Raw genomic sequence first — 21,885 nt, 5'->3', positions numbered from 1 at the left:
AAAAAGTGCCTTATCACTTTTGAAAATTTTGATTTTCCGATTTGACAAAAACCCAACGTATCGACAACCCTGTAACCACGGTTATCGGTGCAATCGACGCAACAGCTGACTTTTCTAAACAGAGAGACTTATTTCTATGAGCACTGACAAAAGCAATGACTCCACACCATTTTTAGCAGGCATGAGCGCTGTTGAGCAGCAATCATCTCTTTCGGGCTCAGGCTCCAAGTCAGTGCTGGGTGAAGGTATTAACTTTCGTGGCGAGCTGATCGGCACCGAAGATCTGCACGTGGAAGGTACTGTTGATGGTACCGTGATCATGGTTGGTCACAATCTTTCTGTTGGAACTGGCGGTGCAGTTACTGCCAATATCCACGCAAAAAATATTGTTGTAGAAGGCACCTTGGATGGCGATGCCCTTGCCGATGAGTTGATCGAAATCCGCAACACCGCACAAGTTAATGGCAATCTGATTGCACCGAGAATCAAGCTGGACGACGGCGGTAAATTCCGTGGCTCCATGGATATGGTTGATACCGATTCCGAAATGAAAGAGCGCCACAAGGAGTTCTCTGATCGTCTGGTACACCCAGACCTGCCCGCAGCAGAAGAGAAGCCCGCAGCCCGTACTCGCGGCAGCTCTACCTACTCCTCCAGCACCACAAGCACGAGCGATTCCTCTCGCCTGTCCGACACCAGCGACTACCTCTTCGGCACTAAAGAGACCGAAGAAGAAGCTGAGGAAAGCTAGGAAACCTTCTTAGTTAATCCTCAATATGGGCCCCGGCTAATGCCGGGGCTTTAGTTTTGGTGTGGGAAATATGTTGCAGCATCATTCATTTGGTATTGCTGCTTTGGTGGATGAAGTCATTCAACCAGGTAGTAAAGTTTTAGATTTGGGATGCCTTTCGTTTGGCACCACACAGCCTTTATTGGAGCGCTCCTGCCAGACATTTATCGAAGATTTACGCAGTCTGCTATTGGATACTTCTGCCCTCGATAAAGAAGTCAGGGCCGTTAAGCTTTCTGAATATCTCACCAAAAAGCCCCAACGAATCAAGCTTGATGTGGTGCTCTGCTGGGATCTATTCAACTTTATGGAGCCTGAGCTTATTACCAAGCTCATTGAGGAAATCCGACCCCACTTAAAGCCGCGTACCATTTTCCATACAATGCTGTACACCGGCACTATGCCCAAGGGGCCCGCGGATTTTAAACGCCTTTCTGGCTTTACCTTCAATACAGAACCGCTCCACCTGGAAGAACCACTGCCCACCTATAGGTACTCATCCCTGAATTTAATGAAGACTATGGGCAACTTCTCCCTGCGCTCTTCCCTGCTACAAAGAGAGGGGATGCGTAAAGACCTTATCGAATTAATGTTTGAGTATGGCAATGTAAAATCGCCAACTTCAGTGATGGCCAGTGGATCATCAGCAGCGGTATCCGCTTTCCAAAAAACCGCCTTACTAATATTTCGCTAACCGCTCTCGACACCGCCCTGACTCACGTCAAGCGCTCACCGGTCAGCAAAGTTCTGGATATTGGGCAAAAGGCTGGGAGAAATATGGAACACCTCCAAAGGGAGGTGGGCGAACTGTTTATTTCTGATTTTTACTCATCGCTCGCTTGGCAAATCAGCAGAAAAGTGCCATTTGAAGAAGCCGTTCAGGCCGCGTTGCGACAGGCAACCCTACCAAAGGATCTCAATTGCATCCTCCTCTGGGACCTTCTCAATTTCTTTTCCACCGAGCAAATACAATTGATCACTAAAGCCCTGCATCAATATCTCAGTGATGGTGGCGTGATGCACTTTTTGCTATTCAAACAAAACAAGCTTCCCGTCAACTGTGGTGTATTTGAAATTCAAAAGTCGGGCCAGGTTGGAACCTATATTCACGCTTCGGGTAGTAAGCAGCCCCAGCTCCGCACTATCACCGATGTTGTGAAATCTCTACCAGAGATGAAAGTACTCAGCCAGGGAACCGGGCGAATACCCAACGGACCTTTTTATCACGAAATAACAATGCAAAAAGTTGTAAAGGATAAATAATGACCCAGTTTTTCTATCACTGGTTAACCAAGTTGTCTGCGGAACAGGTTACCGACACCTTTCTTATGGTCATGCTTGCCATTGGTGCTATAGCCATAATCCTCTACCCTTTAGGCAAGTTTCCCCGCTTTGTAAAGGAAACGCCGTCACTACTGACTGCCCTCGGTATTTTAGGTACTTTTATCGGTATCATTATCGGTATCTATGGATTTGATCTAAACGATATTGACACCTCAATTTCAGAACTGATGCAAGGTCTGGAAACCGCCTTTATGACCAGTATCTTGGGACTCTTCCTATCCCTGATATTGCGAACTATTTTTCAAATATTCACTAAAGAACAAGCCCCTAAAGCGACAGCAGATGACATACTGCAGGCTATTAACGGTCAGCGCGAAGATCTGGCAAAATTCCAGCGACAGATTAGTGATGAAGTCCTACAGTCACTCACTGCGGTTGTAGAAAAGTTTAATAGCGGCCTGAATGCCCAGATGGGTGAGAACCTACAGCAGTTTACCCAGCAATTAGAGGCCGTATCCCCTGCCCTGCAGGCCCTAATAGATCAGCATCAGCAGCACGCAGAACTCGCAACTATTTACCGCGACCAAACTGCAACTCTTCTCAATGAAATTAATGGTGCTCAGGAAAACCTTCTGCTGTTACACCAGCGTATTACTGAGCTGCCAGAAATTTTCAACGTGATTCCGACCCTGGTAGAGCAGCAGCGCAATCACGCAGAGCAGATATCAATCATGCTGAATGAGCAACAAGCTTCTATTGAAGTTCTACAGCAATCGATCCCCGATATTGCGCCCAAGTTTGAAGCGCTCACCCGAGGAATTGACCAAGCTCAACAGCAACTGGGGGCCCAGGTTTCCAACCTGATCTCCCTGAGTAGGACCCAGGCGGAAGTATTCGACCAAAGAACCAGTAAGGTCGTAGCCCTGGCCGATGTGGTTACCAGTATGGACCCCAACCACTTCTCTAAAGCAATTCACGAGCAGGCTACCAGTCACCGGGAATCCATGGCCGAGCTAGCTCAGCTGATCGCCAAAACTCACAACCAGATGATTACCGAATTGTCACAAGTGATTACTCGCGATCTTAGTAATGCCGATGTCAGTATCAAGCGTCAATATGAACTTCTGGATGAACGTCTGCGCGATGAGGTAGAGAGTGTTATGGCAGCGATGGGCGATGCCCTTGGCACTTTAAGCGGTGAATTCTCCAGAGACTTCCGTCAGCTCATCCAGCAAATGAAGAGAGTCGATGCGCAAGCTCAGAGAGTCACTGGAGAGGCGCATGTTTGAAAGCACGCAAGCCAGTAGTGAGTCCAGCGATAGTCAATGGATTAGCCTATCGGACATGATGGCTGGCCTGATGATGGTATTTCTCTGTATTGCCGTCTTTGTAATGCGCTCTCTTATCGACGAACGCGCCAAGATCCGCGAACTCGCAGAGTCTTACCGGGACACCCAGTTGGCCATCTATCAAACTCTGCAACAGGAATTTGCCCACGACTTAACTCGTTGGGGAGCGTCTCTGGATAAGCAAACCCTGGCCATCTCCTTTAATAACAGTGATGCCTTATTTAAAACCGGTGATTTTACCCTGAGCGACAATGCCCGCGAGATTATGTCCTCCTTTGTACCTCGCTACATCGAAGCGCTCACGCCCTATATGGATTCCATTGCCGCAATCCAAATCGAAGGGCACACAAGTTCTGAATGGGGAGATCAATCCGCACCGGAAGCTGGTTATTTCCACAACCTGCGACTTTCCCAACAGCGCTCCCGAGCCGTAATGCAATATGCCCATTCATTACTGCCTTCGCAGCAAGCCGTCCTGGTACGGGCCAAGGTAGCAGCTGTCGGTTACTCCTCAGCTCGCCCAGTCTTGGATAAGAATGGGGTAGAAGATCCAGATCGTTCCCGCCGGGTAGCATTCAGGGTAGTTAGAGACTCTGAGAGCCATATCCTGCAAATCCTTGAGGAAGCTCTGTGAACCTCACAAAATTTCAACCCATTCAAAACCGTCAGGCTATCACAGCATTCCCAAGCGCCACACGAGCACTATCAGTACCTTATGTCATTAACGATGGGGATTCATTCTCAGCCGGCAAACGTCCGTTAGCACAGCGCTTATCTGAAATGCCTGATCGAAACAGCTTAGCCAAAGCCATCCGTACTGGAATGCAACTCGATTCAAGCGATCTGGACAGCGTACCTGTGGCTTGGCGCTACCGGGGTATACCGGTTTTTTTATTTGGCCTGGAACAAAACCCGGACTCTTTTGGTCAAGTTCATATTTACCCCAAGTGCCCAATAGTGAATAACTATAAGGGTCCGGTTTGGATAAGCAGTGACTATAGCGAAGCGCGAAAGGCATTTCCCCAGGATCAACTAAAGCCATGCCCTCACTGCTTACGTCACCTTTACAGCCACAATATTCCCGATGTTGTACACAAAGACCGTTTCGGCAATGTAACCAATATCGACTGGCTGACCTATACCCGATACTTTGCCAGCAATATTTTTAAAAGACACTCTCTCATCTGGAAAAATGGCGAACGCCCCCAAAAAGTTAGTTCTGTATTCACCCCTGAAAACCCGAAATATAACTGCTCTATCTGCCAATGCGATATCAAAGCCGGTGGATGGGCACTCAACCAAGAGCTTGCAGAAAGTAGCGGTCTCCCCAAAGAGATTTGCCTACTCTGTGCAGAGAGAAGGGCCCGTGCCGTTATACTCGCACCACCCCAAGCCTCACTAAGAGCCGCTACATTGCGCTACGAATCCCTGGCAAAGCAACTGGGTAGTGATCCTCAGGCCTCATGGATGATCGCAGAACAGGTAGTCCCCGCATCCTGGCTACCATTAATACAGAGACTCAAATCCCTAATGGGGCCACCCAAAGTCTTCCAAGTAATCGCGCCCAGGGTATTGGCCGTACTATGCTGGCCAAACCTCGGCCGCGCCATCCTTGCCGATGGCACCAAAGAGGCAAAGATACCAGCCAGTTACTCAGTTTGGAGAAAGGCTCAGATTGAGCGGGAATTAGGACTTTGCAACTAGATATATTAATGTGCTGCCTCCGGGCAGCTTATTTTTGTTACTTATCGGCCAAACTGGCAACTCTATTTCATCTTGTAACTCTCTACATCACTAGATCAACCCAGATTAAAATCTATTCTCTTCTACCCCACCGAGAATTAGCACCTCCTCAATTTATGGATCCAACAAAACCATTCCAAGAATCTCAAGACTTTTGACCAAAAGTGTGGTTACAAATAAGTCACAAAAAAAATTAAACTTTTTAGCTCGGAGTGCCGTAAGGGGATGCAGTATTAGGTAATCTGGTCACACTGCCCCTTCATTCTTTACACATGTAGAAGATTTTCTACTATAGATTACTTTTTCCACAAAAGCTATCCCTATAAAAAAGAACCAATAGAAAACCAGAAAAAACACAATTAGCCAAAAATATCTATCACAGAAGAACCGATTTAAAAGACCAAAAAATCTACCCTAGAAATCATACTCGATACGACCATCTCTAAAATTGCCAATATTAATAAAAACCACACTACAGGATATTAAAAGGGAACCTACCTCACAAAGGATACAAACCCCAGAGCAATAAACACCCCGAAAGAAATAACTCACAAACTAAGACAAAATTTGGAAAGGTGTTGCATTTATTTCTTGAACCCAACTTTCATGAAGAGTAACTTGATTAGCAATACATGCATTACAAAAACTGAAATATGATAACTCCTGCTTTTGCAGTTGTGTCCAAGCCAAATAAAAAGGTTCTACTCGACGAGAAATACACCGAGCACATTCGACGCTAAACCAGTCGTCCTATAGTAAGATGGAGATATAAAATGCCAGTAAACAATATAACCCTGCAAGACGCAAAGGCTCGTGTTCGCGCCACATTGCAAGCCGGAGGGCTAGTGATTGTCCAAGAGCCGCATAATGATGTACCTCACGGTTTCTCCTTTGCAGCTGAAGCGATAGCTGATAATAGCGATCAGCCTCACTCATTGTTCGTCGAAGCACCGCATGAAATAAAAGCTGCAGGAACTCTCTCCGCTTACCCCAATAGGATAAAAGACTATTTCGCGGGTGGCGTAACTGACACTGAAACATCAGCGCTACTAATCAATATAGCTTCTCGGAAAAGTTGGGATATAGCCTGTGTGGATTCATGGAGAGGAAATGGAGAGTGGAAATCTTCAGAAAAACGTCAAAAGGGAATAGCAAGAAGAATTATTCACCACTTTAATATAGGCGGACGTCCAGGAGGAATAATCCCTATAGGTTCTGCGCATGTCACAGGGTTAAGAATGGGAAGAAACATGATTGGAGACCGACGTGTTGCTCGTACTATAAGCACTCTTTCAAACCAAATCCCCGATGATCAAGCCATTAACTATCAGGGTTACTGGGGGTTGGGAAGGTATATTGCCGGACGGAACTTACAAATGTATAAATTTACAGCTACCGGAGATTATTCCCATATCAGTGCACCGAATGTTTCTCGAGACCTACACATTCAGTTTGTTCCTCGCGACAGAATTTTTCGAGCTCGAAATCTTGCTATCTAGAAATCCCAAAAGCTCTTGCTTTTGTAATTTTTAACATGCATCTGATCCCAGATGATAAACTCAGCCATAATCCAAATTTTCATTTTCCGTCAGCAATCACCACCTACACGAATTGCTGACGGGCTTCTCTCACAATGACACCATTTCTAATAGATTATAAGTATAATCTTCCTAGGTCGCATACATTAAAGAATCAACTTCCAAAAGAAAGATTATCGAAAAAATACTGTTAGCATATATTCCAGTCAACACCCTAAAGTAAGGAAAGATCATTACTAAGGGATATCAAAGTCGACTTGAAATTAAACAAAGGATGTTCAGATCAATACGATTATCAGGTAGCTGTTATAACCTATAATTCTTCGAGCAGAAAGACCTCAAAAAACACCCTTCTCTAGCACTTACCTGAAAATAATTACGAACAATATTTAAAACAATCATTTGGCAACAATGTACCAAAACCCTTCATTGCATCGAAGCCTCAGAGTATACCAATCGACATAAAATATCTGTATAAACACAGATCCAGCACTTGCCTTTAAAATTCATTCGGGCTTATTAAAATGCATATAGGATATAATAAAACTTTACCAAGGATTCTCCTGGCAGTCACGCTTCTAACGTCACCCTTTATCGCACATGCCGAAGATTCGTTACAAGAGTTTCTCGAACAAATACTTACTAATGCCCGAGATAGCAACAACCTTCCAGCAATCGGTGTACTAGTTCAAATCGATGGCGAAATCGCTGCTATGGCGGTAGACGGAGTTCGCGCACAGAGCCATAATGAAATAGTAACTATCAATGACCGCTGGCACATAGGTTCTAACACCAAAGCGATTACAGCAACAATGGTAGCGCGCTTAGTCGAGCAGGGCATATTACAATTTGAGGATACACTAGCTGACTCATTTCCCTCTTTTGCAAAAGATATAGACCCCGCTTACCGTAATATTACGATCACACAATTGCTCAGTCATACTGCCGGCCTACCCCCTTTATCCAGCTGGTATGAGCTTCCTACATTAATGAAAGTAATCGAGCCGGAACACAGTATTCGAGCGCAACGCATGGCAGTCGCACGCCATTACCTCACTATACCTCCCAGCTCCGAGGCTGGCTCAGCTGAATATTCCAATCTCGGCTTTATCATTGCTGGGGCTATCGCCGAAGCTCGAACAGACAAGACTTGGGAAGATCTCATAAAGGAGCAGATCTTTGCTCCACTTGGTATCAAGAATGCAGGTTTTGCAGCTCCCGGCTCTTCGACCACATTAAATCAACCTCGTGGCCACAAAAAATCCTGGCTGGGCAAGCTCATCCCGCTAGACCCTGCCGACAAAAATAGTGATAATCCACAAGTAATGGGTCCCGCAGGAACTATCAATATATCACTCCAGGATTGGAATCTTTTTGTAGAAGATCAGCTCAATGGCGTACATGGTCGCGGTAAATTGCTAAAGACTGAAACCTATCGCAAGTTACATTCACCGGTGACAGGCAATTACGCTCTCGGGTGGGGCGCAGTGTACGACTCTGAGTTATCGCTTCTTGCACATACTGGCAGTAATGGATATTGGTTTACTGATGTGCGTATCATGCCCAAGCGTGACATAATCTTTCTAATTGCGATAAATGCGGGGCACAAGACTGCAGAAAAGTCGATGAAAGATATTCGCAAGCACCTTACAAAACGTTTGAAACCATTTGAGTGATTCACTGGAGCAAGCGGGCTTGATTGTTCAGGTCCGCAGCAGTTTCTCACTCTCTCCTCCTATAGACGCCCACATTTTGTGGAAAATAGCAGCCGCATTAAAGAAAATCGCCCACCTTTAAATATGTTAAAATAAACATTTCTGAAAATTAATTTTAAAAAACTACACCTCAGATCCTTAAATAGAATAAGCCAGAATAATTATCAACCCATACGGACACATAGTAAGACCCTATTAACAACTAGTGGGCCAGCTAAAATTTAGCAAACATCGAAATTCGATTTAAAAAGGATTTAACACCAACATATAGAGATATCTCCTTGTAAGCAATGGTGTGATTGGCCATTATTGAACTACCGCTGAGTAATAAGGCACAAGTAAGTAGCGGCCTGTGAATTGACTCTCCATATTCTGACTAGAATAGAAAAACCATCGAAATCAGACAGAAATACTATCATTACTGACGAAAACAGCTATTAATAATCTCTACCCTAGGCAATCAATGTTTTGCCTGGTATAACCTACAAAAATAGATAATACTCATGAAAAAACTGATTTTCTTTCTACTATTTTCTAGCTGTGCAAATGGAACATCTATAGAGCCTGCAACACTGGAACAGCTTCTAGAAAGCACCGATCACGTTTTACATGTTCTGGTTCAAAAGGTAGATATGATCACCTCAAGCGGAGAAATCACCTTTAATCCAGATGGGAGAACCAGTCCTTTATCAGGGAATAAGATTAGGCTCCATGTTAAATTAATGCCAAATGGTGTAATTAAAAGCAACCTTGATCATGTCCCCCGGAATTTTACGTAGAACTTTGGGAAATGTGGCACTATCAACTCGGTAATATCCAAGGGTCATCATTAGGCGAAGAGTTTGTTTTTCTGCTGAGAGGTCCAGACTTAAACAAGGTATACCCCCGGTATTTTATGAGAAAAACAGATGAAAAACCTAACATTATTGAACTACTGAAGAAGCTATCTGACTAACTAATGCTACCTCTAAATTCCCCCTTAAATTTTCAGTCAGCATGAAAGTCTCAGCATAATGTTTAAACACTAGATTCTGTATACTCTTTTCTAAATATCTCGAGGGGAGGCAACATATAGCTTCTCAGATACTCTTGAATACCCTGCCACTTTCTACAGCAACACCAAAAAGGAGTACATATTTTGAAATTAATCACAGGCACTGATTCCACCTGGTCCTTAAGAGTCTGGATATGCGCCCAAATCGCAGGCCTTGACATTGAGATCAAAGCCATAGACCTCTCCAGCCCTAACTACAAAAACGAAGTACTTAAATATTCCCAAGCTGGACTTGTACCTGTGTTGTTGCTTGAAGATACTTATATTCATGATTCACTGGCAATCGCTGAGTATTTTAATGAGCTCTCCAAAGGCATCTTGTACCCTTCATCAAATATTGAGCGAGCACAATCAAGAAGCCTATGTGCTGAACTTCACTCCGGTTTCATCGCCTTAAGAAGCAACTGCCCTTTCACTCTAGATAAAAGCAACTCCTCCCCGGATATGAACCCTGGAATTCAGGCTGAGTTAAAAAGGATTGAAGATATTTTCTCGAAAGCAAAACTGCCCTTCATGTTCGGCTCTGCTGGGGCTGTAGACGCATTTTACGCAATACTCGCTTATAGACTATATGTTTATAATATCTCATTAAGCGAGAAAGCTACCAAATACCAGCAAAGTCTGTTGGAATGGCCAATCTTACAGCAAGCAATTGACCTGGCTGCAGAGTGGAGAAACCCATAATTAAAGCTGTCGCCAAATGTCGCTTTGGAACTTTCTTATCAACTCATCGATTACAAGGTTGGCTGTAGCCAGCCTTGTAGTTACAACAGCATCAACACGGCGAAAATTTGTAAGTTATTTACCTAATTTGCCATAATCACCAATAAGGAAATCAATCTTAAAGGGCCTCGGATAAGATACATGCCTATATCCAGCCTGCACTTGAGTACTGAGCAAGCAAGAAGCGCCACATCTCAAACTACTTGGCTAGCCATTATCAGCCTCTTCTTAGGCGCAGCCTGTATTCAGTTAGTTATCACGCGCTTTTTTAATGGGCAAATGGCACCGGATGTCTTCGCAAGCTTGTTACATCAGCTTGTACAGACTAAGGGCACACCTTCACTTGTCAAATCACTGGTCAGCTACCTTATCCCCTACTCAGTTTTTGTAACCTATACACTCCACCTGGCACTATTGCTTGCTGGAACCCTCTTGATATTGCGTGTTTTTATTGTTTTGGGCGCGACACTCATGTTTTTTGGTTTTATCTTGCTGTGGGGATTGACTTACATGGGAGAAAACAGCTGGTACTTCGAGTTTTTGTCACCTGCGCTATTTGCCTTAATCTTGGCAGTTAGCATTTACAAGCTCCATAAAGAATCTCAATACAATTTTCGTTCTCGGCTTTTAGGCGCGGTGATAGCACCGAGAGTAAGCCTATTAACCTGGAGTTGTTCGATTGTTGTAGCATCAGCTCTCTTATTTGGGGTCTTTGCTATGTCACGCAATGGTGGCGATTACGTATTCACTGTAAGCGCCCTATCCAGTATTACCATTGCCGTTTTATCAATAGCTTCAAAGTATTTAGACAAGTATCGAAATACTCCCCCCAAGCAGGATTCAACTCCGATAGTAGGGCGCTGGATTGATCTATTTACCCTCACCATCGGGGTAATGTTAGTCTTTCAGGTTTTTGAGGATGGGCTATTAAATTGGTTTACTGTAGAAGGGTACCGAGGTCTCATTAACTCCTATGTCGAATACGGGAATACACCGTATTGGTATCGGGGAGCCTTGTCCTGGGTAGCGGACCACGCCGAGATCTTTATGCCAATCCAGAGAATATTCGAGACCTTTGCTGCAATTTGTATGGTGATTTTAGTATTTCGATTTCCAGTTGTACTGCTGACGACCGGTCTCTTTGCCATTCTCTCTTTTACAGAATTTGGAGTTACGAATGCTTGGCCTCCGGCTCCAGGCAAACCTCCCGCCTGGGTATTTGAACTACTGCTTACGACATTGGTTAGCTTTACCTGCGGTCTCTATTACTTACTAGATGCTATTGCGCACAAATCCTGGAAGCATTGGATATTGGGTCCCAAAATATTTGACTCAGTGTCAGATTTCAATAAGTGTTTTTTATTTATTTTCTTACTTATTATCGAAATAATTATATTTTCCAGCGCGCCCATACAAGAGGAGACCAAATTCATTGCACTACACTTCTCTGTACTGTCACTTATTCCTTTATTCTTCATTATGATAATTCTGGATAAATACCGAGCAGTCACACCCAATATAGATTTTTATACCAATCCAAATGGGAAAAATCATAACCAACTACCCTAAGCTCCCACCTACTTTGGCTTTAAGCAATCAATCCTATAAAACGGACGTTTGTGCAATTTATATGGTCGGCAATATTGCAGCAGCAACTAATAGCAGTAATTCCACGGTACAATGTGGACCTAAGCGAATATTGGTAGCCGAAGCCACTTCGCCTACGAACTTCCTCTGATAACGTTATAGAAATTTTATTGGGTTAATTTGCGTCATGAAGACTCTTCATCTGGTAATTTTATTTAGCATCCTGTCTATTTTTTCTACTTATGTGGCAGCAGAGAGAATCAAGATCGACAACTCTCTCACTATCCACTACGAACAAGCGGGTAACGGCGATACGACAATCATCTTTATTCCCGGCTGGATGATGTCTACAAAGGTTTTCGAGCATCAACTTGCCCATTTCAAGGACTCCACCAAGTATCGCGCACTAGCTTATGATCCCCGCGGCCAGGGCATGTCATCCAAGCCTGTTGAGGGCCATACTTATCAGCAACACGCTCGAGACTTAGCTGCACTGATTGACAAGCTGGGGCTTAATAGCGTGATTCTCGCGGGTTGGTCCTACGGAGTGACCGAGCAACTGGCCTATCTCAACCAGTTCGGCACTGACAAGATAAAAGCCATGATTATGATCGACACTGGCCCGGATATTTCTGGGGCCAGCCGGGACGAGTGGGTCTGGTATCTGAATGATGATTCAGACGGATACTCGCGCTCATTCACTGAGGGGGTTATTGAGGACCGCGAAAATGTGATTGCAGAGTTCGCCAAATGGATGCTTGAGAATCCCACTACAGAAAATATTGCCTGGATATCTAATATCGCCAATCAAACCTCTAGCAGCGTCGCCGCAATTACCAACGCTACTGGTTTTTACCTCGACTACAGCAAAGACCTTATCGGCCTTGAAGGGAAGATCCCTATGCTATATGTGGTGCGAAATGAAGTTAAGGAAGTGGCTGAAAAATGGATCAAAGCTAATACCCCTTCCGCCACTACCGCTTATATGGGAAAGCATATGATGTTTTGGGAGAGACCCGATGAATTCAATGCAGTGGTCGATCAATTTCTGGAGAATATAGAAACTAAGTAGCTTTTACTATTTTGTTAAACTTAGGGCAGACCGACTTCAGCCTGTCCTAAGCTTTAAGTCTGCAGGCCCTACTTCTTCGACTTACCCCCGCTCAACAAGGCATATCTCCTAGTCAAGGCACTTGACATCTAAAGGGTCAATAAATAGATTTAAGTCATATAACAATAAATTGTTAACTTCTTCCGACACAAACATCGGCGCACGTCGACACGAGTACCCTCTACTGAAAATACCTGATAATTAAGCAAAATCAGCTTTCTTCAGCCAGTTTTAGCTGGTTAATTTAACCCGAACTTTAGTGCTACACCCTAAAATAATACCTACATGGAGAGTGGAAAATGAGAGTTCTATTTTTAGCCTTGATAAGTGTTTGTTCGCTGATAGCAAATGCTTCAGATTTTATTCTCGCACAAAAGACGGAAATCAAATCAGATTTTCTTGGTGAAAACCGAACCATCTTGGTGAAACTTCCCGAACAATATAAGGATAATGACAAAGAATATCCTGTGCTCTACGTATTACATGCTCAGTGGGACATGCTTTCTACTTTGTCTACTGTCGATTTACTTGAAGGCCAAGTGCCCAATTTTATCGTGATTGGTGTAGAGGGAATGGGCAAGGAGTTGCGCCCGGATCAAGGTAAATCGACAGCATTTTCTCAGTTCCTAGCGAACGAAGTTGTGTCCTATGTCAATAAAAACTATCGAGCCGCAGATTTTAGTATTTTGTCTGGGCACTCCAACTCTGGCCGCTTCGTACTGGACTACTGGCTAAACGACAAAGCACCATTTTCACAGTACTTTGCTTTTAGCCCGTCATTAGAGGATAAATATATAACCGGGCGAGTTTCCAATTTAGCACCTAAACAACTCAAAGAGCTTTCCCCGCTGACCGTGACCATCGCTAACGAGGGGGATCATATGCAAGTCCCATTTGACGAATTGAGCCAAGCTCTCGCAAATGTACCGGGCGCAACCTTTACCTTCCAGAAATTCCCAGAGCAATCCCACAGAACGACTAAACATCACTCTATGCAATTTTCCCTTCAACACACCTTTACAGGGTGGGAACCTACTTACGAACTTAAAGTAAGTGGGTTTGATGGACTGACTAATCACTACCGTAATTTATCCGATAAATTTGGCTTCAAAGTAGTTATTCCCACCAATACCCTGCAGCGCTTGATGGCCCACCATGCCATTTCCGACTCTGAAAACGCAGCTAGCGAATTAAAACTCCATATCGCATACACCATTAAAGAAATTTCGGGCGGGGCCGATGCCACAGTCGAAACAGCAGACTACCTGCTGAACAATGGCTATGAAGAGGCGGGGAAAACCATATTGAAAGAGATGTGCAACCAGGCTGAAGAGCACGCTCGCTGCAAAGGCTGACAAAATCTACTCGAAGGCCAGACACAATCTTAATGTGAAGCGAGCCCACTAAAACTTTAAGGAAAGCTTGCAAAGTAAAAAAGGAAGCTGCCCGCCCTATCATGATTTAGGCGCGGGCTTCTATAAAGGCAGGCTCTCGTTAGCGGCGTGCGGCGAAAATGCCAGCGGTCATTACCGCTAAAGAAGATAAAAGTCCAACACCTACCAAGCTATACAAGCTAATGGATTGCTTGGCCATCTCGGCAACTACCTCACTGAAAGGGAACTGCCAGGCAATGATCCCTAAGGCAGCTGCTACCGCGATGTACTGAGAATAACTGGAACGACGCTTTGAGCGATTAGGCTGCGCAGGGAGCGCGGCCATCACGCGGTCACAAAAACCATCGTTATCCAAATGGGGCTCATTGAACTGGAGCTGTTCACTTAGCCAGGCGTCAAACTCCCGGTCGTTGCCCTCTAAAGCCATTTCACTCAAGGCGTTACCTTTCGTGTTGCGCTGTTCAAAGTTAACCATTTACCACCTCCTCACGCCAGGGCTGTAGCAAGCTACGCAGCTTGGCCCGAGCACGGTTGACATGGGATTTTACCGTACCAAGCGGCAATTTCATAATACTTGCCGCCTCCTCGTGAGAAAAGCCCCTGTGCATACACAGATGGATTGCTTGCCGCTGCGGGCCACTCAGGGTATCCATCGCGGCAGTGAGGTCCCTAGCCATCCCTAACTGCCGAGATTCTTCAATAGTCTCATCGGCCTGAGCCCTATCCACTGCCTCTTGATCCACATCGGGCATATTCTTACGCTTGTGGCTCATGACAAGATTATAGGCGATACGGTACAGCCAAGTGCTGAAGCGGGCATCCCCCCTGAACGCCGGCAACGCCTTATAGGCCTTAATAAAGGCCTCCTGCGCCATATCGTCTGCCAGACCCTGGTCACCATCACACAGCTGTCGGAGCGAGTATCGCAGCTGAGATTGATAGCGACGAACCAGCTGGGCGTATGCCCGCTGGTCCCCGTCTTTGACGGCCCGCCTGATTAATTCCTCGTCATTGAGGTCCATACTCGCCTTTCCTACACCTGCTTGTTATCAAGCTTCCAGTTCACATAGCGAGCCACACCGATAAACAGAGGGATCAAGCCAAGACTGCCTACTCCAATACCTGCAAGAGCTGAGAGGGAGAGGAATACTGCAGCGCCTATTGCAATCAGAGTGATACCGCGATCACTGGAGCTATTTGGCTCTCTCTCATCCAAAAGATCAATTAGCTCCGGGGGCACATCCCGACCATCAGCAACCATCTGGTTGATATTACTCATAACCAGTTGTTTCTTGCGATAGCTGCTGCGCGTTACCAACCAGACAATAAACACTGGCATGCCAAATACACAGAGCAGCGCTACTATTGGGATTACAGATGAGTCGTCACTTCCAGAGTGGTGTGAGTCATGGTGATCCCAGTGCCTACCCCGGTAGTCACGACTTTCCGATAACCTGATTCTGACATTGTCCGGTACGCTATTCAGGGTATCTTCGGTAACCTTTCCGTCTACATCCAGAATGCCCTTGCTTTTCAGCCGTTCGATAATTTCCTGGCTTAGGGGGCCGCCAAAGTCCTGCCCCAAGTCAACCCGAACTTCACTTTTCTCACCATTCTCGCCTTCGGATTTGATCGTGAGAACACCATCTTCACGCAATATACGGACGCGGGTTTCAGATTCGGAGGCCTCCACACCTGGCGGCGGCGGGGGCTCAGGGACAAATGAGTCCTCCTCCTGGGCCCAGCTGCCCATGCTTATGCTGGATGCCGCAATGGCCACCCAACAGCAGATGACTGCCTGGAATGATTGTTTGTTTCTCGCTCTCATTACTTACTCTCTAATCATTTTCGTTATCAGTGGTGTGAACCGTCATTGGGGGGGGTGACCTACATCACCATCATTCGAGCCTTGGAGTAGGGGTAAGCCATTCCTCCTCGGGGCTCTTTTTCCTCAGCAATACGCACTGGAGGTAGCCGGTTAACTTCCTCACTCTTATCAGTGCACTCACCAAGCTTTTTAAGTATTTGCTGATCAATTTTCTGGGTGAGCTCTCGGTGAATCCCATCCTGGGAAAGCGTCAGCTCGGAGGCATTAACCTGACCCACTTGCAGAGCCGCAACTACCAGAGATAGCGCGACGCAAAATTGTACCTTTTTAGTTGATCTCGCAGTAAACATTGTGATCTCCCGATTTTCCCTTGTACGCCACTATGACGATTCGGGTAGCCCAGTTGGATGCAGCTGTATAATTTTTTTTACGCCAACACTTGGAACCACCTTCTAATGGTCATCACTGGGCTGGAACGATCGGATAAACTCGGAACACAATACGGAATGAGAACTTCGATATGACAACCCCTAATGATGTCCTGGTTTTTTGGTTTGGCAGCACTGATATTCGTGGCAACTCTATTGCAGCGGAGAAGCAGGGTTTATGGTTTGCCGCTACTCCAGAAGTGGACGCCGACATCAAGGCAAGATTTGGAGCTATTGCCGAGTCAGCGCAGCGTGGAGAGCTGGACCGTTGGCAGCAAACTTTGAAAGGCGAACTCGCCTTGCTACTGGTTTGTGACCAATTATCCAGAAACATTTACCGGGGCACCCGCCAGGCATTCGCTGCAGACTCCCAGGCTTTGGCAATTACGATGTCACTGATTCAGCGCGGAGAGGCCCCGAATCTTGGGCTCTACCAGCAGGTATTCCTGGGCATGCCGCTAGAGCACAGCGAAGACCTCGTGACCCAGCAACACTCGGTAGACTACTTTCGACAGTTGCAGCAAACCTTCGCAGAAGACAAAATTGCCTCGCCCTATCTCGACACTCATTATCGATACGCCCTTGCCCATCAAGAGGTCATCGAGCGATTTGGGCGCTTCCCTCACCGCAATGCGGCTTTGGGTCGCACTTCCACTCAAGCAGAAAAAGAATGGCTGGCTCAAGGGGGCGGCTTTAAATAATGGATTTACTCAGTTGGTTATCTCTCGCGGGGATCTGTGCCCTCGGCGCTATGTCTCCGGGACCGAGTCTTCTTATCGTCTTACGCAGCGCCTCCTCAGGCCTACAGCAAGGCCTGGCCAGTGCTATTGCTCACGGAGCCGGGGTCGCTATATACGCAATTCTTACCGCATTTGGCCTGGCGGTGCTGATTACTAGCTCTCCTCTTCTATTTAACATCCTGCAGTGGGCCGGTGCAGCAATGCTGGTCTACCTGGGCTGGAAAGCCCTCAGTGCGCCCGCACCGGGTACCAGTACTGCAACCGTACAAGCTCCACACCAGAGCCTGAAGCGCTCTATCGCTCAAGGTTTTGGTGTTGCCTTCTTCAACCCCAAGATCGCCGTATTTTTCACCGCCCTATTCAGCCAGTTTGTGTCAGAACAGCAAGCCCTGAGCACCAAGCTGGGCATGGCGGCGCTGGTTTCAGGAGTGGATGCAATTTGGTACTGCATCGTTGCCCTGGCGGTTCACGCCAGCCGTAAACGCCAGCTGGTCAGCAAGCATATTGGCCATCGCATCCAACAGGTTTTCGGGATCTTACTGATAGGACTGGCTGCCCGGCTGATCCTTAGCATCTAAAGCCACAGGCCTGCAGAAACCTTCACTACCTCAGTTTCACCTCACCCAAATAAAAAACAGGCCCGCAAGCGGGCCTGTTAAATGATGTGAAGACAGCCAGTCGCCCCGGGGGGAATGCGTCTGGCTGTAGGCACATTATGACAGTGTTCACGCTTAATGGCGGACCAATCATCGCACCTGCTGGTCTTTTGACCGCATAGGGCCCTTTCTTCACCGCATCGTTGACACTGAATATTTATACAGTTAGGGTAGCGACATACAAACTAAGTGGACAGTCTAATAGACGATTGGGAGGCACACGATGGCCGTAGTAGCTGTTTGGAAATGCGATAGAGACGGAGCAATGTTCGACAACAAAAAAGACGCTGAAGAACACGATAAGATGCTGGAGCTCGCAGCTAATATCACGTCGCTGATTGAGCGCCACATCGACAGCATTGATGAGCAAGTGGGCGAAGAGATCGGCCTGCTGTTGGCCAAACGCCGCGATGCCCTGGCTAAAGCCTGTAAAGGGAAGCCTGAAGTACTACTCGAAGAAGACGAAAGCATGGTGCAGGAGAGCGAAGATGATCGCGTAACTCCGCTCGCCGCCAATCAGTAAACGCTTATAGATTCATCCCTGTACTCTGCCCGGTTCTACCGGGCTTTTTTGCGTGGGGCTCATACTGAGCCTCACCAATAAACTTCAAAGATTAATTACGGCATTAACAATGTTAATGACCGCTAACACAACGATAACGACCCAGCTGATTAAAGTTCCCCAGAAGCGCCCAAAGTGCAGCCCGCCTTTGCCCTTGGTCAGTCCATAGGCATGAAATACCCGTGAGATAAAAAAGAACGCCCCAAAGAGGTGTAACCACAGTGCAGGCAAACCACCCAACTCTGCAGCCAGCAACAGAAGCAACGCTATCGGAGTGTACTCAATCGCATTAGCGTGAACTCGCACCCTAATCTCATTGAAACGATCGTCTCCGGTTCCAATTCCCACTTTCTTTGTGCGACGAAACTCGACTACCCTGAATGCCAAGTAAATAATCAGAAGCGCACAAAGGCCGGTGTAGAGTGCTGTGATATTCGCCATGTTTTTTCCTTGTTCTTATCAATCTGGCCAGGGAATATATCCTCGAAAGCAAGTATTCCGCCACACAAATTCTGCACAAGCCGATGGACCTTTCAGACCAATAAGCAGAAAAAGAAAAGCGGGCTAGAAGCCCGCTCTTTGCATACTAGTGCTTGTAACCAAATTCATGGCCCTTTGCGGGCTTGAGGTGTCGATCTCTGAGGCGCGTTGAGCGATTCACCAGGGATTGATTCTCACCCTCAATCAGGATCTGCTCAGCGTAGCTGGTAACTTCCAGGGGATCACCGCTCCAGATCACAATATCCGCAACCGCGCCCTTCTCCAACGTACCGCCCTCAAGGTTAAAAATCTCAGCAACATTGCTACTGATTGCCTTTAGCGCTTCCTCATAAGGCATACCATGGGCTACAGCGTTGCCCGCCGATTGGCGCGAGAGGTAAACGTTGTGGCTAGCCACCATATCTGGGCCACTGATAGCTACCGTCACCCCAGCCTTGGCCAGAAGTGCAGCATTATCCAGGCGTGCGCCCAAACTTGAGAATGATGCTGGAATGTTGTTGATTGCATCGATCACTACAGGCACTTGTGCTTGCGCCAGTTTATCGGCAACCATCCAGCCCTCAGCTGCACCGATTATAATGAGCTTCACCTTAAAGGTTTCACCCAGTTCTAATACTGCGAGGATATCACTGGCCCGGTTGGCAGTTACCATCAAAGGCTCCTTACCATCGATCACCGGCTGCAGAGCTTGCAGATCTGCCAGATCGTAATCCAGCTCTCGCCATTCTCCACGGTGGATCGCTGCACGATTATCACGATACTCCTGAGCTTCACGCAGAGCACTCTCCACCTTGGCATAAGCGTTGGCACGGCTACCACCGGCCAGCTCGCCACCGGACTCTCCCAGATAAGCTTTTTGCGCAACATTCTTTGCTTCGACGCTATCAAATTCACCATTCAACTTGATGGCAAAACTGCGCCCTGCAAATATCCGCTGAGCATCGATAGCACCGCTGTCCCAAGTGCTGATTCCCGGTGAAACAACAGCACTGGTGACTCCACCCGCCCGGTTGAATGGGATCAGGGTGGACTTAGGGTTGTAAGCAGGTACCGGATTGAAGGCACTACCGATACTGTCACCGGTCACCTGGTGATCATTGGTGGCGCTGGCCGCACTGATCTCGACCAACCCCAGTTCAGAAATGGGCGCTATCACACCGGGCGTCACCACCTTGTTGCGCGCATCAATTACCTGATCTGCATTCACCTCCAGTGAGGGGGCTACCTGCTGGACCTTGCCATCCACAACCAGAATATCTGCGGACTCCAGGCTGCCCTGTCCCGCCAAGGTGTGTACCTTGCCACCCTTGATCAGGATGGTCTCTGCCTGGCCAGCGGCTGACATCAACCCCAGGGCCAGCGCACAATAAACAGCTACTTTTCTCACAGTCGCTCTCCCTCTGCATCGAGAATACCCAACTCGAAATCGGTGCGTGGCTGACGTTTCTTGTCCGCACGATCGAACATCAATTCCCCATCGATGAAAACTTGATCTACATGGGTGTAAACACTGAAGGGGCTGCCGGACCAAACAACGATATCCGCCATCTTGCCGCTCTCAAGGCTGCCAGTTTGATCGGCAATACCCAGAGCCTTGGCGGGGTTCAAGGTCATCCAAACCACTGCATCCTTTGGCTGAATATCGAAGCCCGCACGCTGTCCTGCAGTCATTGCCTTCGCGGTCTCCTCGTGCAAATGCTGTACGCCAACACCGGAGTCCGAGTGAATCATTGCGCAGGCTTTGGCTTGATCCACAATGGCGATATTGGCCTCGGTCATATCGTAGGCCTCATGCTTAAAGCCCCACCAATCAGCCCACATTGCCGCACAAACATTGTTTTCAGCCAGCAGGTCAGCAACCTTGTAAGCTTCCACTGCGTGGTGGAAAGTGGAAATTTTGAAATCAAACTCCTTGGCAACGTCCATCATTACCGCCATTTCCTCGCCGCGGTAGCAATGGTTATGAACGAGAATATCTCCATTGAGTACGCCCGCCAGAGTTTCCATCTGCAGGTCGCGCTTGGGCTCATCCCCTCCGTTCTCAACGTAATCCTCCCACTCCTGCTTGTAGGCACTCGCCTTAATCCAAGCATCGCGATAACCGGCGACGTTACCCATTCGAGTTGAGGGAGAGCTACCTTTACCACCGTAAACCCGCTTGGGGTTTTCACCACAGGCCATTTTCAAGCCGTAGGGAGCACCGGGGAATTTCATATCCTGAACACTGCGGCCGGGTACATTTTTCAGGGTGACACTGCGGCCGCCAAACAAGTTGGCCGAACCCGGCAGGATTTGCAGGGTTGTTACACCTCCGGCAAGAGCTAAGGGAAACTGGGGATCTTGGGTCCAGACAGAGTGCTCCGACCAAACCTGGGCAGTGTTTGGCGAGGTCATCTCATTGCCATCCTGGGCAGATTCAATCCCCGGAGCTGGATAATCACCCAGATGAGAATGCACATCGATAATGCCAGGAGTGACCCACTTACCTTTGCCATCGACAATCAAGGCACCTTCAGGGGCCAGTAACCCCTTACCGATCTCCTTGATCTTGCCATTTTCAAACAACAGGTCCGCATTTTCTTGCTGCTCCCCTGTACCGGTTAGCAGGGTAGCTCCCTGAATCAACACAGGGCGGGACTGGGTTACAGAATAAGTGGAAGGGAAGGCGTCCACACGAGCGAAGTCGAGAGATCTCGGCTCACTGTCAACACGCTTCTCACCGCATGCGGACAGCAGTAGCGAGGCACTTAACAGAGCCGCGATACTGCGCCCGAGAAATCGGGGTTGCAGCTGCATAGTCATTCATCCAATCGTTTTGAATATGGCGGTGAATGCTACCAGTTTGTGCTGACAGCGCCACTATCCAAATTGTCACAAACGAC

General features: G+C 47.1%; 23 protein-coding genes. 16 read left to right on the top strand and 7 right to left on the bottom strand.

The window, feature by feature from the left end; genetic code table 11:
• Window positions 1-136 precede the first annotated feature (136 nt).
• From QT397_12040 to QT397_11980, 13 genes are all read left to right on the top strand, one after another.
• Complete coding sequence (locus QT397_12040; GenBank protein ID WNZ58024.1) at window positions 137-751, top strand: polymer-forming cytoskeletal protein; 615 nt, start codon at window positions 137-139, stop codon at window positions 749-751.
• A gap of 70 nt (window positions 752-821) precedes the next feature.
• On the top strand, window positions 822-1,484 hold the full coding sequence (locus QT397_12035; GenBank protein WNZ58023.1) for a class I SAM-dependent methyltransferase: 663 nt from the start codon (window positions 822-824) through the stop codon (window positions 1,482-1,484).
• Between the two features lie 83 nt (window positions 1,485-1,567).
• Window positions 1,568-2,053 (top strand): hypothetical protein, encoded by a 486-nt coding sequence (locus tag QT397_12030; GenBank protein WNZ58022.1) that lies wholly within the window; start codon window positions 1,568-1,570, stop codon window positions 2,051-2,053.
• The gene (locus tag QT397_12025; GenBank protein ID WNZ58021.1) at window positions 2,053-3,363 is read left to right on the top strand and encodes a MotA/TolQ/ExbB proton channel family protein; all 1,311 of its coding nucleotides are present in this window, start codon (window positions 2,053-2,055) and stop codon (window positions 3,361-3,363) included. Before QT397_12030 ends, QT397_12025 begins: the two co-directional genes overlap by 1 nt.
• Window positions 3,356-4,057: an OmpA family protein gene (locus QT397_12020; protein WNZ58020.1), complete on the top strand. Its 702-nt coding sequence runs from the start codon at window positions 3,356-3,358 to the stop codon at window positions 4,055-4,057. The genes QT397_12025 and QT397_12020 overlap by 8 nt, the downstream gene beginning before the upstream one ends.
• Complete coding sequence (locus tag QT397_12015) at window positions 4,054-5,127, top strand: hypothetical protein (GenBank protein WNZ58019.1); 1,074 nt, start codon at window positions 4,054-4,056, stop codon at window positions 5,125-5,127. The genes QT397_12020 and QT397_12015 overlap by 4 nt, the downstream gene beginning before the upstream one ends.
• A gap of 812 nt (window positions 5,128-5,939) precedes the next feature.
• Window positions 5,940-6,665, top strand: coding sequence for a hypothetical protein (locus tag QT397_12010; protein ID WNZ58018.1), 726 nt, complete (start codon window positions 5,940-5,942; stop codon window positions 6,663-6,665).
• A 563-nt stretch (window positions 6,666-7,228) separates the two neighbouring features.
• Complete coding sequence (locus QT397_12005; GenBank protein WNZ58017.1) at window positions 7,229-8,380, top strand: serine hydrolase domain-containing protein; 1,152 nt, start codon at window positions 7,229-7,231, stop codon at window positions 8,378-8,380.
• 542 nt (window positions 8,381-8,922) lie between these two features.
• Window positions 8,923-9,198: a hypothetical protein gene (locus QT397_12000; protein WNZ58016.1), complete on the top strand. Its 276-nt coding sequence runs from the start codon at window positions 8,923-8,925 to the stop codon at window positions 9,196-9,198.
• 359 nt (window positions 9,199-9,557) lie between these two features.
• Entirely contained in the window at window positions 9,558-10,157 is a 600-nt protein-coding gene (locus QT397_11995; GenBank protein ID WNZ58015.1) for a glutathione S-transferase N-terminal domain-containing protein, read from the top strand.
• 180 nt (window positions 10,158-10,337) lie between these two features.
• Entirely contained in the window at window positions 10,338-11,765 is a 1,428-nt protein-coding gene (locus tag QT397_11990; protein ID WNZ58014.1) for a hypothetical protein, read from the top strand.
• Window positions 11,766-11,970: 205 nt separating this feature from the next.
• Window positions 11,971-12,855, top strand: a complete 885-nt coding sequence (locus QT397_11985) for an alpha/beta hydrolase (GenBank protein WNZ58013.1) — start codon at window positions 11,971-11,973, stop codon at window positions 12,853-12,855.
• 338 nt (window positions 12,856-13,193) lie between these two features.
• A complete protein-coding gene (locus QT397_11980) occupies window positions 13,194-14,249 on the top strand; it encodes an alpha/beta hydrolase-fold protein (GenBank protein WNZ58012.1) in 1,056 nt (351 codons plus the stop codon).
• A 139-nt stretch (window positions 14,250-14,388) separates the two neighbouring features.
• Here the strand turns inward: QT397_11980 and QT397_11975 are convergent, their stop codons facing one another.
• The 4 genes from QT397_11975 to QT397_11960 are packed head-to-tail and all read right to left on the bottom strand — an operon-like array spanning window position 14,389 to window position 16,466.
• Window positions 14,389-14,763, bottom strand: a complete 375-nt coding sequence (locus QT397_11975) for a hypothetical protein (GenBank protein ID WNZ58011.1) — start codon at window positions 14,761-14,763, stop codon at window positions 14,389-14,391.
• Entirely contained in the window at window positions 14,756-15,310 is a 555-nt protein-coding gene (locus tag QT397_11970; protein ID WNZ58010.1) for a sigma-70 family RNA polymerase sigma factor, read from the bottom strand. Before QT397_11970 ends, QT397_11975 begins: the two co-directional genes overlap by 8 nt.
• An 11-nt stretch (window positions 15,311-15,321) precedes the next feature.
• The gene (locus QT397_11965; protein ID WNZ58009.1) at window positions 15,322-16,116 is read right to left on the bottom strand and encodes a DUF6249 domain-containing protein; all 795 of its coding nucleotides are present in this window, start codon (window positions 16,114-16,116) and stop codon (window positions 15,322-15,324) included.
• A gap of 59 nt (window positions 16,117-16,175) precedes the next feature.
• Window positions 16,176-16,466, bottom strand: a complete 291-nt coding sequence (locus QT397_11960) for a hypothetical protein (GenBank protein WNZ58008.1) — start codon at window positions 16,464-16,466, stop codon at window positions 16,176-16,178.
• Between the two features lie 170 nt (window positions 16,467-16,636).
• Here QT397_11960 and QT397_11955 point away from each other — a divergent pair, with 170 nt between their 5' ends.
• The 3 genes from QT397_11955 (at window position 16,637) to QT397_11945 (ending at window position 18,463) form a co-directional block, all read left to right on the top strand.
• Complete coding sequence (locus QT397_11955; GenBank protein ID WNZ58007.1) at window positions 16,637-17,245, top strand: DUF924 family protein; 609 nt, start codon at window positions 16,637-16,639, stop codon at window positions 17,243-17,245.
• Window positions 17,245-17,862, top strand: a complete 618-nt coding sequence (locus QT397_11950; GenBank protein WNZ58006.1) for a LysE family translocator — start codon at window positions 17,245-17,247, stop codon at window positions 17,860-17,862. Before QT397_11955 ends, QT397_11950 begins: the two co-directional genes overlap by 1 nt.
• A gap of 301 nt (window positions 17,863-18,163) precedes the next feature.
• Window positions 18,164-18,463, top strand: coding sequence for a YebG family protein (locus tag QT397_11945; GenBank protein WNZ58005.1), 300 nt, complete (start codon window positions 18,164-18,166; stop codon window positions 18,461-18,463).
• Window positions 18,464-18,547: 84 nt separating this feature from the next.
• Here the strand turns inward: QT397_11945 and QT397_11940 are convergent, their stop codons facing one another.
• The 3 genes from QT397_11940 to QT397_11930 form a co-directional block, all read right to left on the bottom strand.
• Window positions 18,548-18,943, bottom strand: coding sequence for an MAPEG family protein (locus QT397_11940; GenBank protein ID WNZ58004.1), 396 nt, complete (start codon window positions 18,941-18,943; stop codon window positions 18,548-18,550).
• A gap of 145 nt (window positions 18,944-19,088) precedes the next feature.
• Window positions 19,089-20,390 (bottom strand): amidohydrolase family protein, encoded by a 1,302-nt coding sequence (locus QT397_11935; GenBank protein ID WNZ58003.1) that lies wholly within the window; start codon window positions 20,388-20,390, stop codon window positions 19,089-19,091.
• The gene (locus tag QT397_11930) at window positions 20,387-21,799 is read right to left on the bottom strand and encodes an amidohydrolase (GenBank protein ID WNZ58002.1); all 1,413 of its coding nucleotides are present in this window, start codon (window positions 21,797-21,799) and stop codon (window positions 20,387-20,389) included. The genes QT397_11935 and QT397_11930 overlap by 4 nt, the downstream gene beginning before the upstream one ends.
• Window positions 21,800-21,885: the final 86 nt, after the last annotated feature.

It is taken from the genome of Microbulbifer sp. MKSA007 (assembly GCA_032615215.1).
GTDB lineage: Bacteria > Pseudomonadota > Gammaproteobacteria > Pseudomonadales > Cellvibrionaceae > Microbulbifer.
Note: the sequence above shows the minus strand (reverse complement) of the source record. Positions and strands in the feature narration are given on the sequence as shown.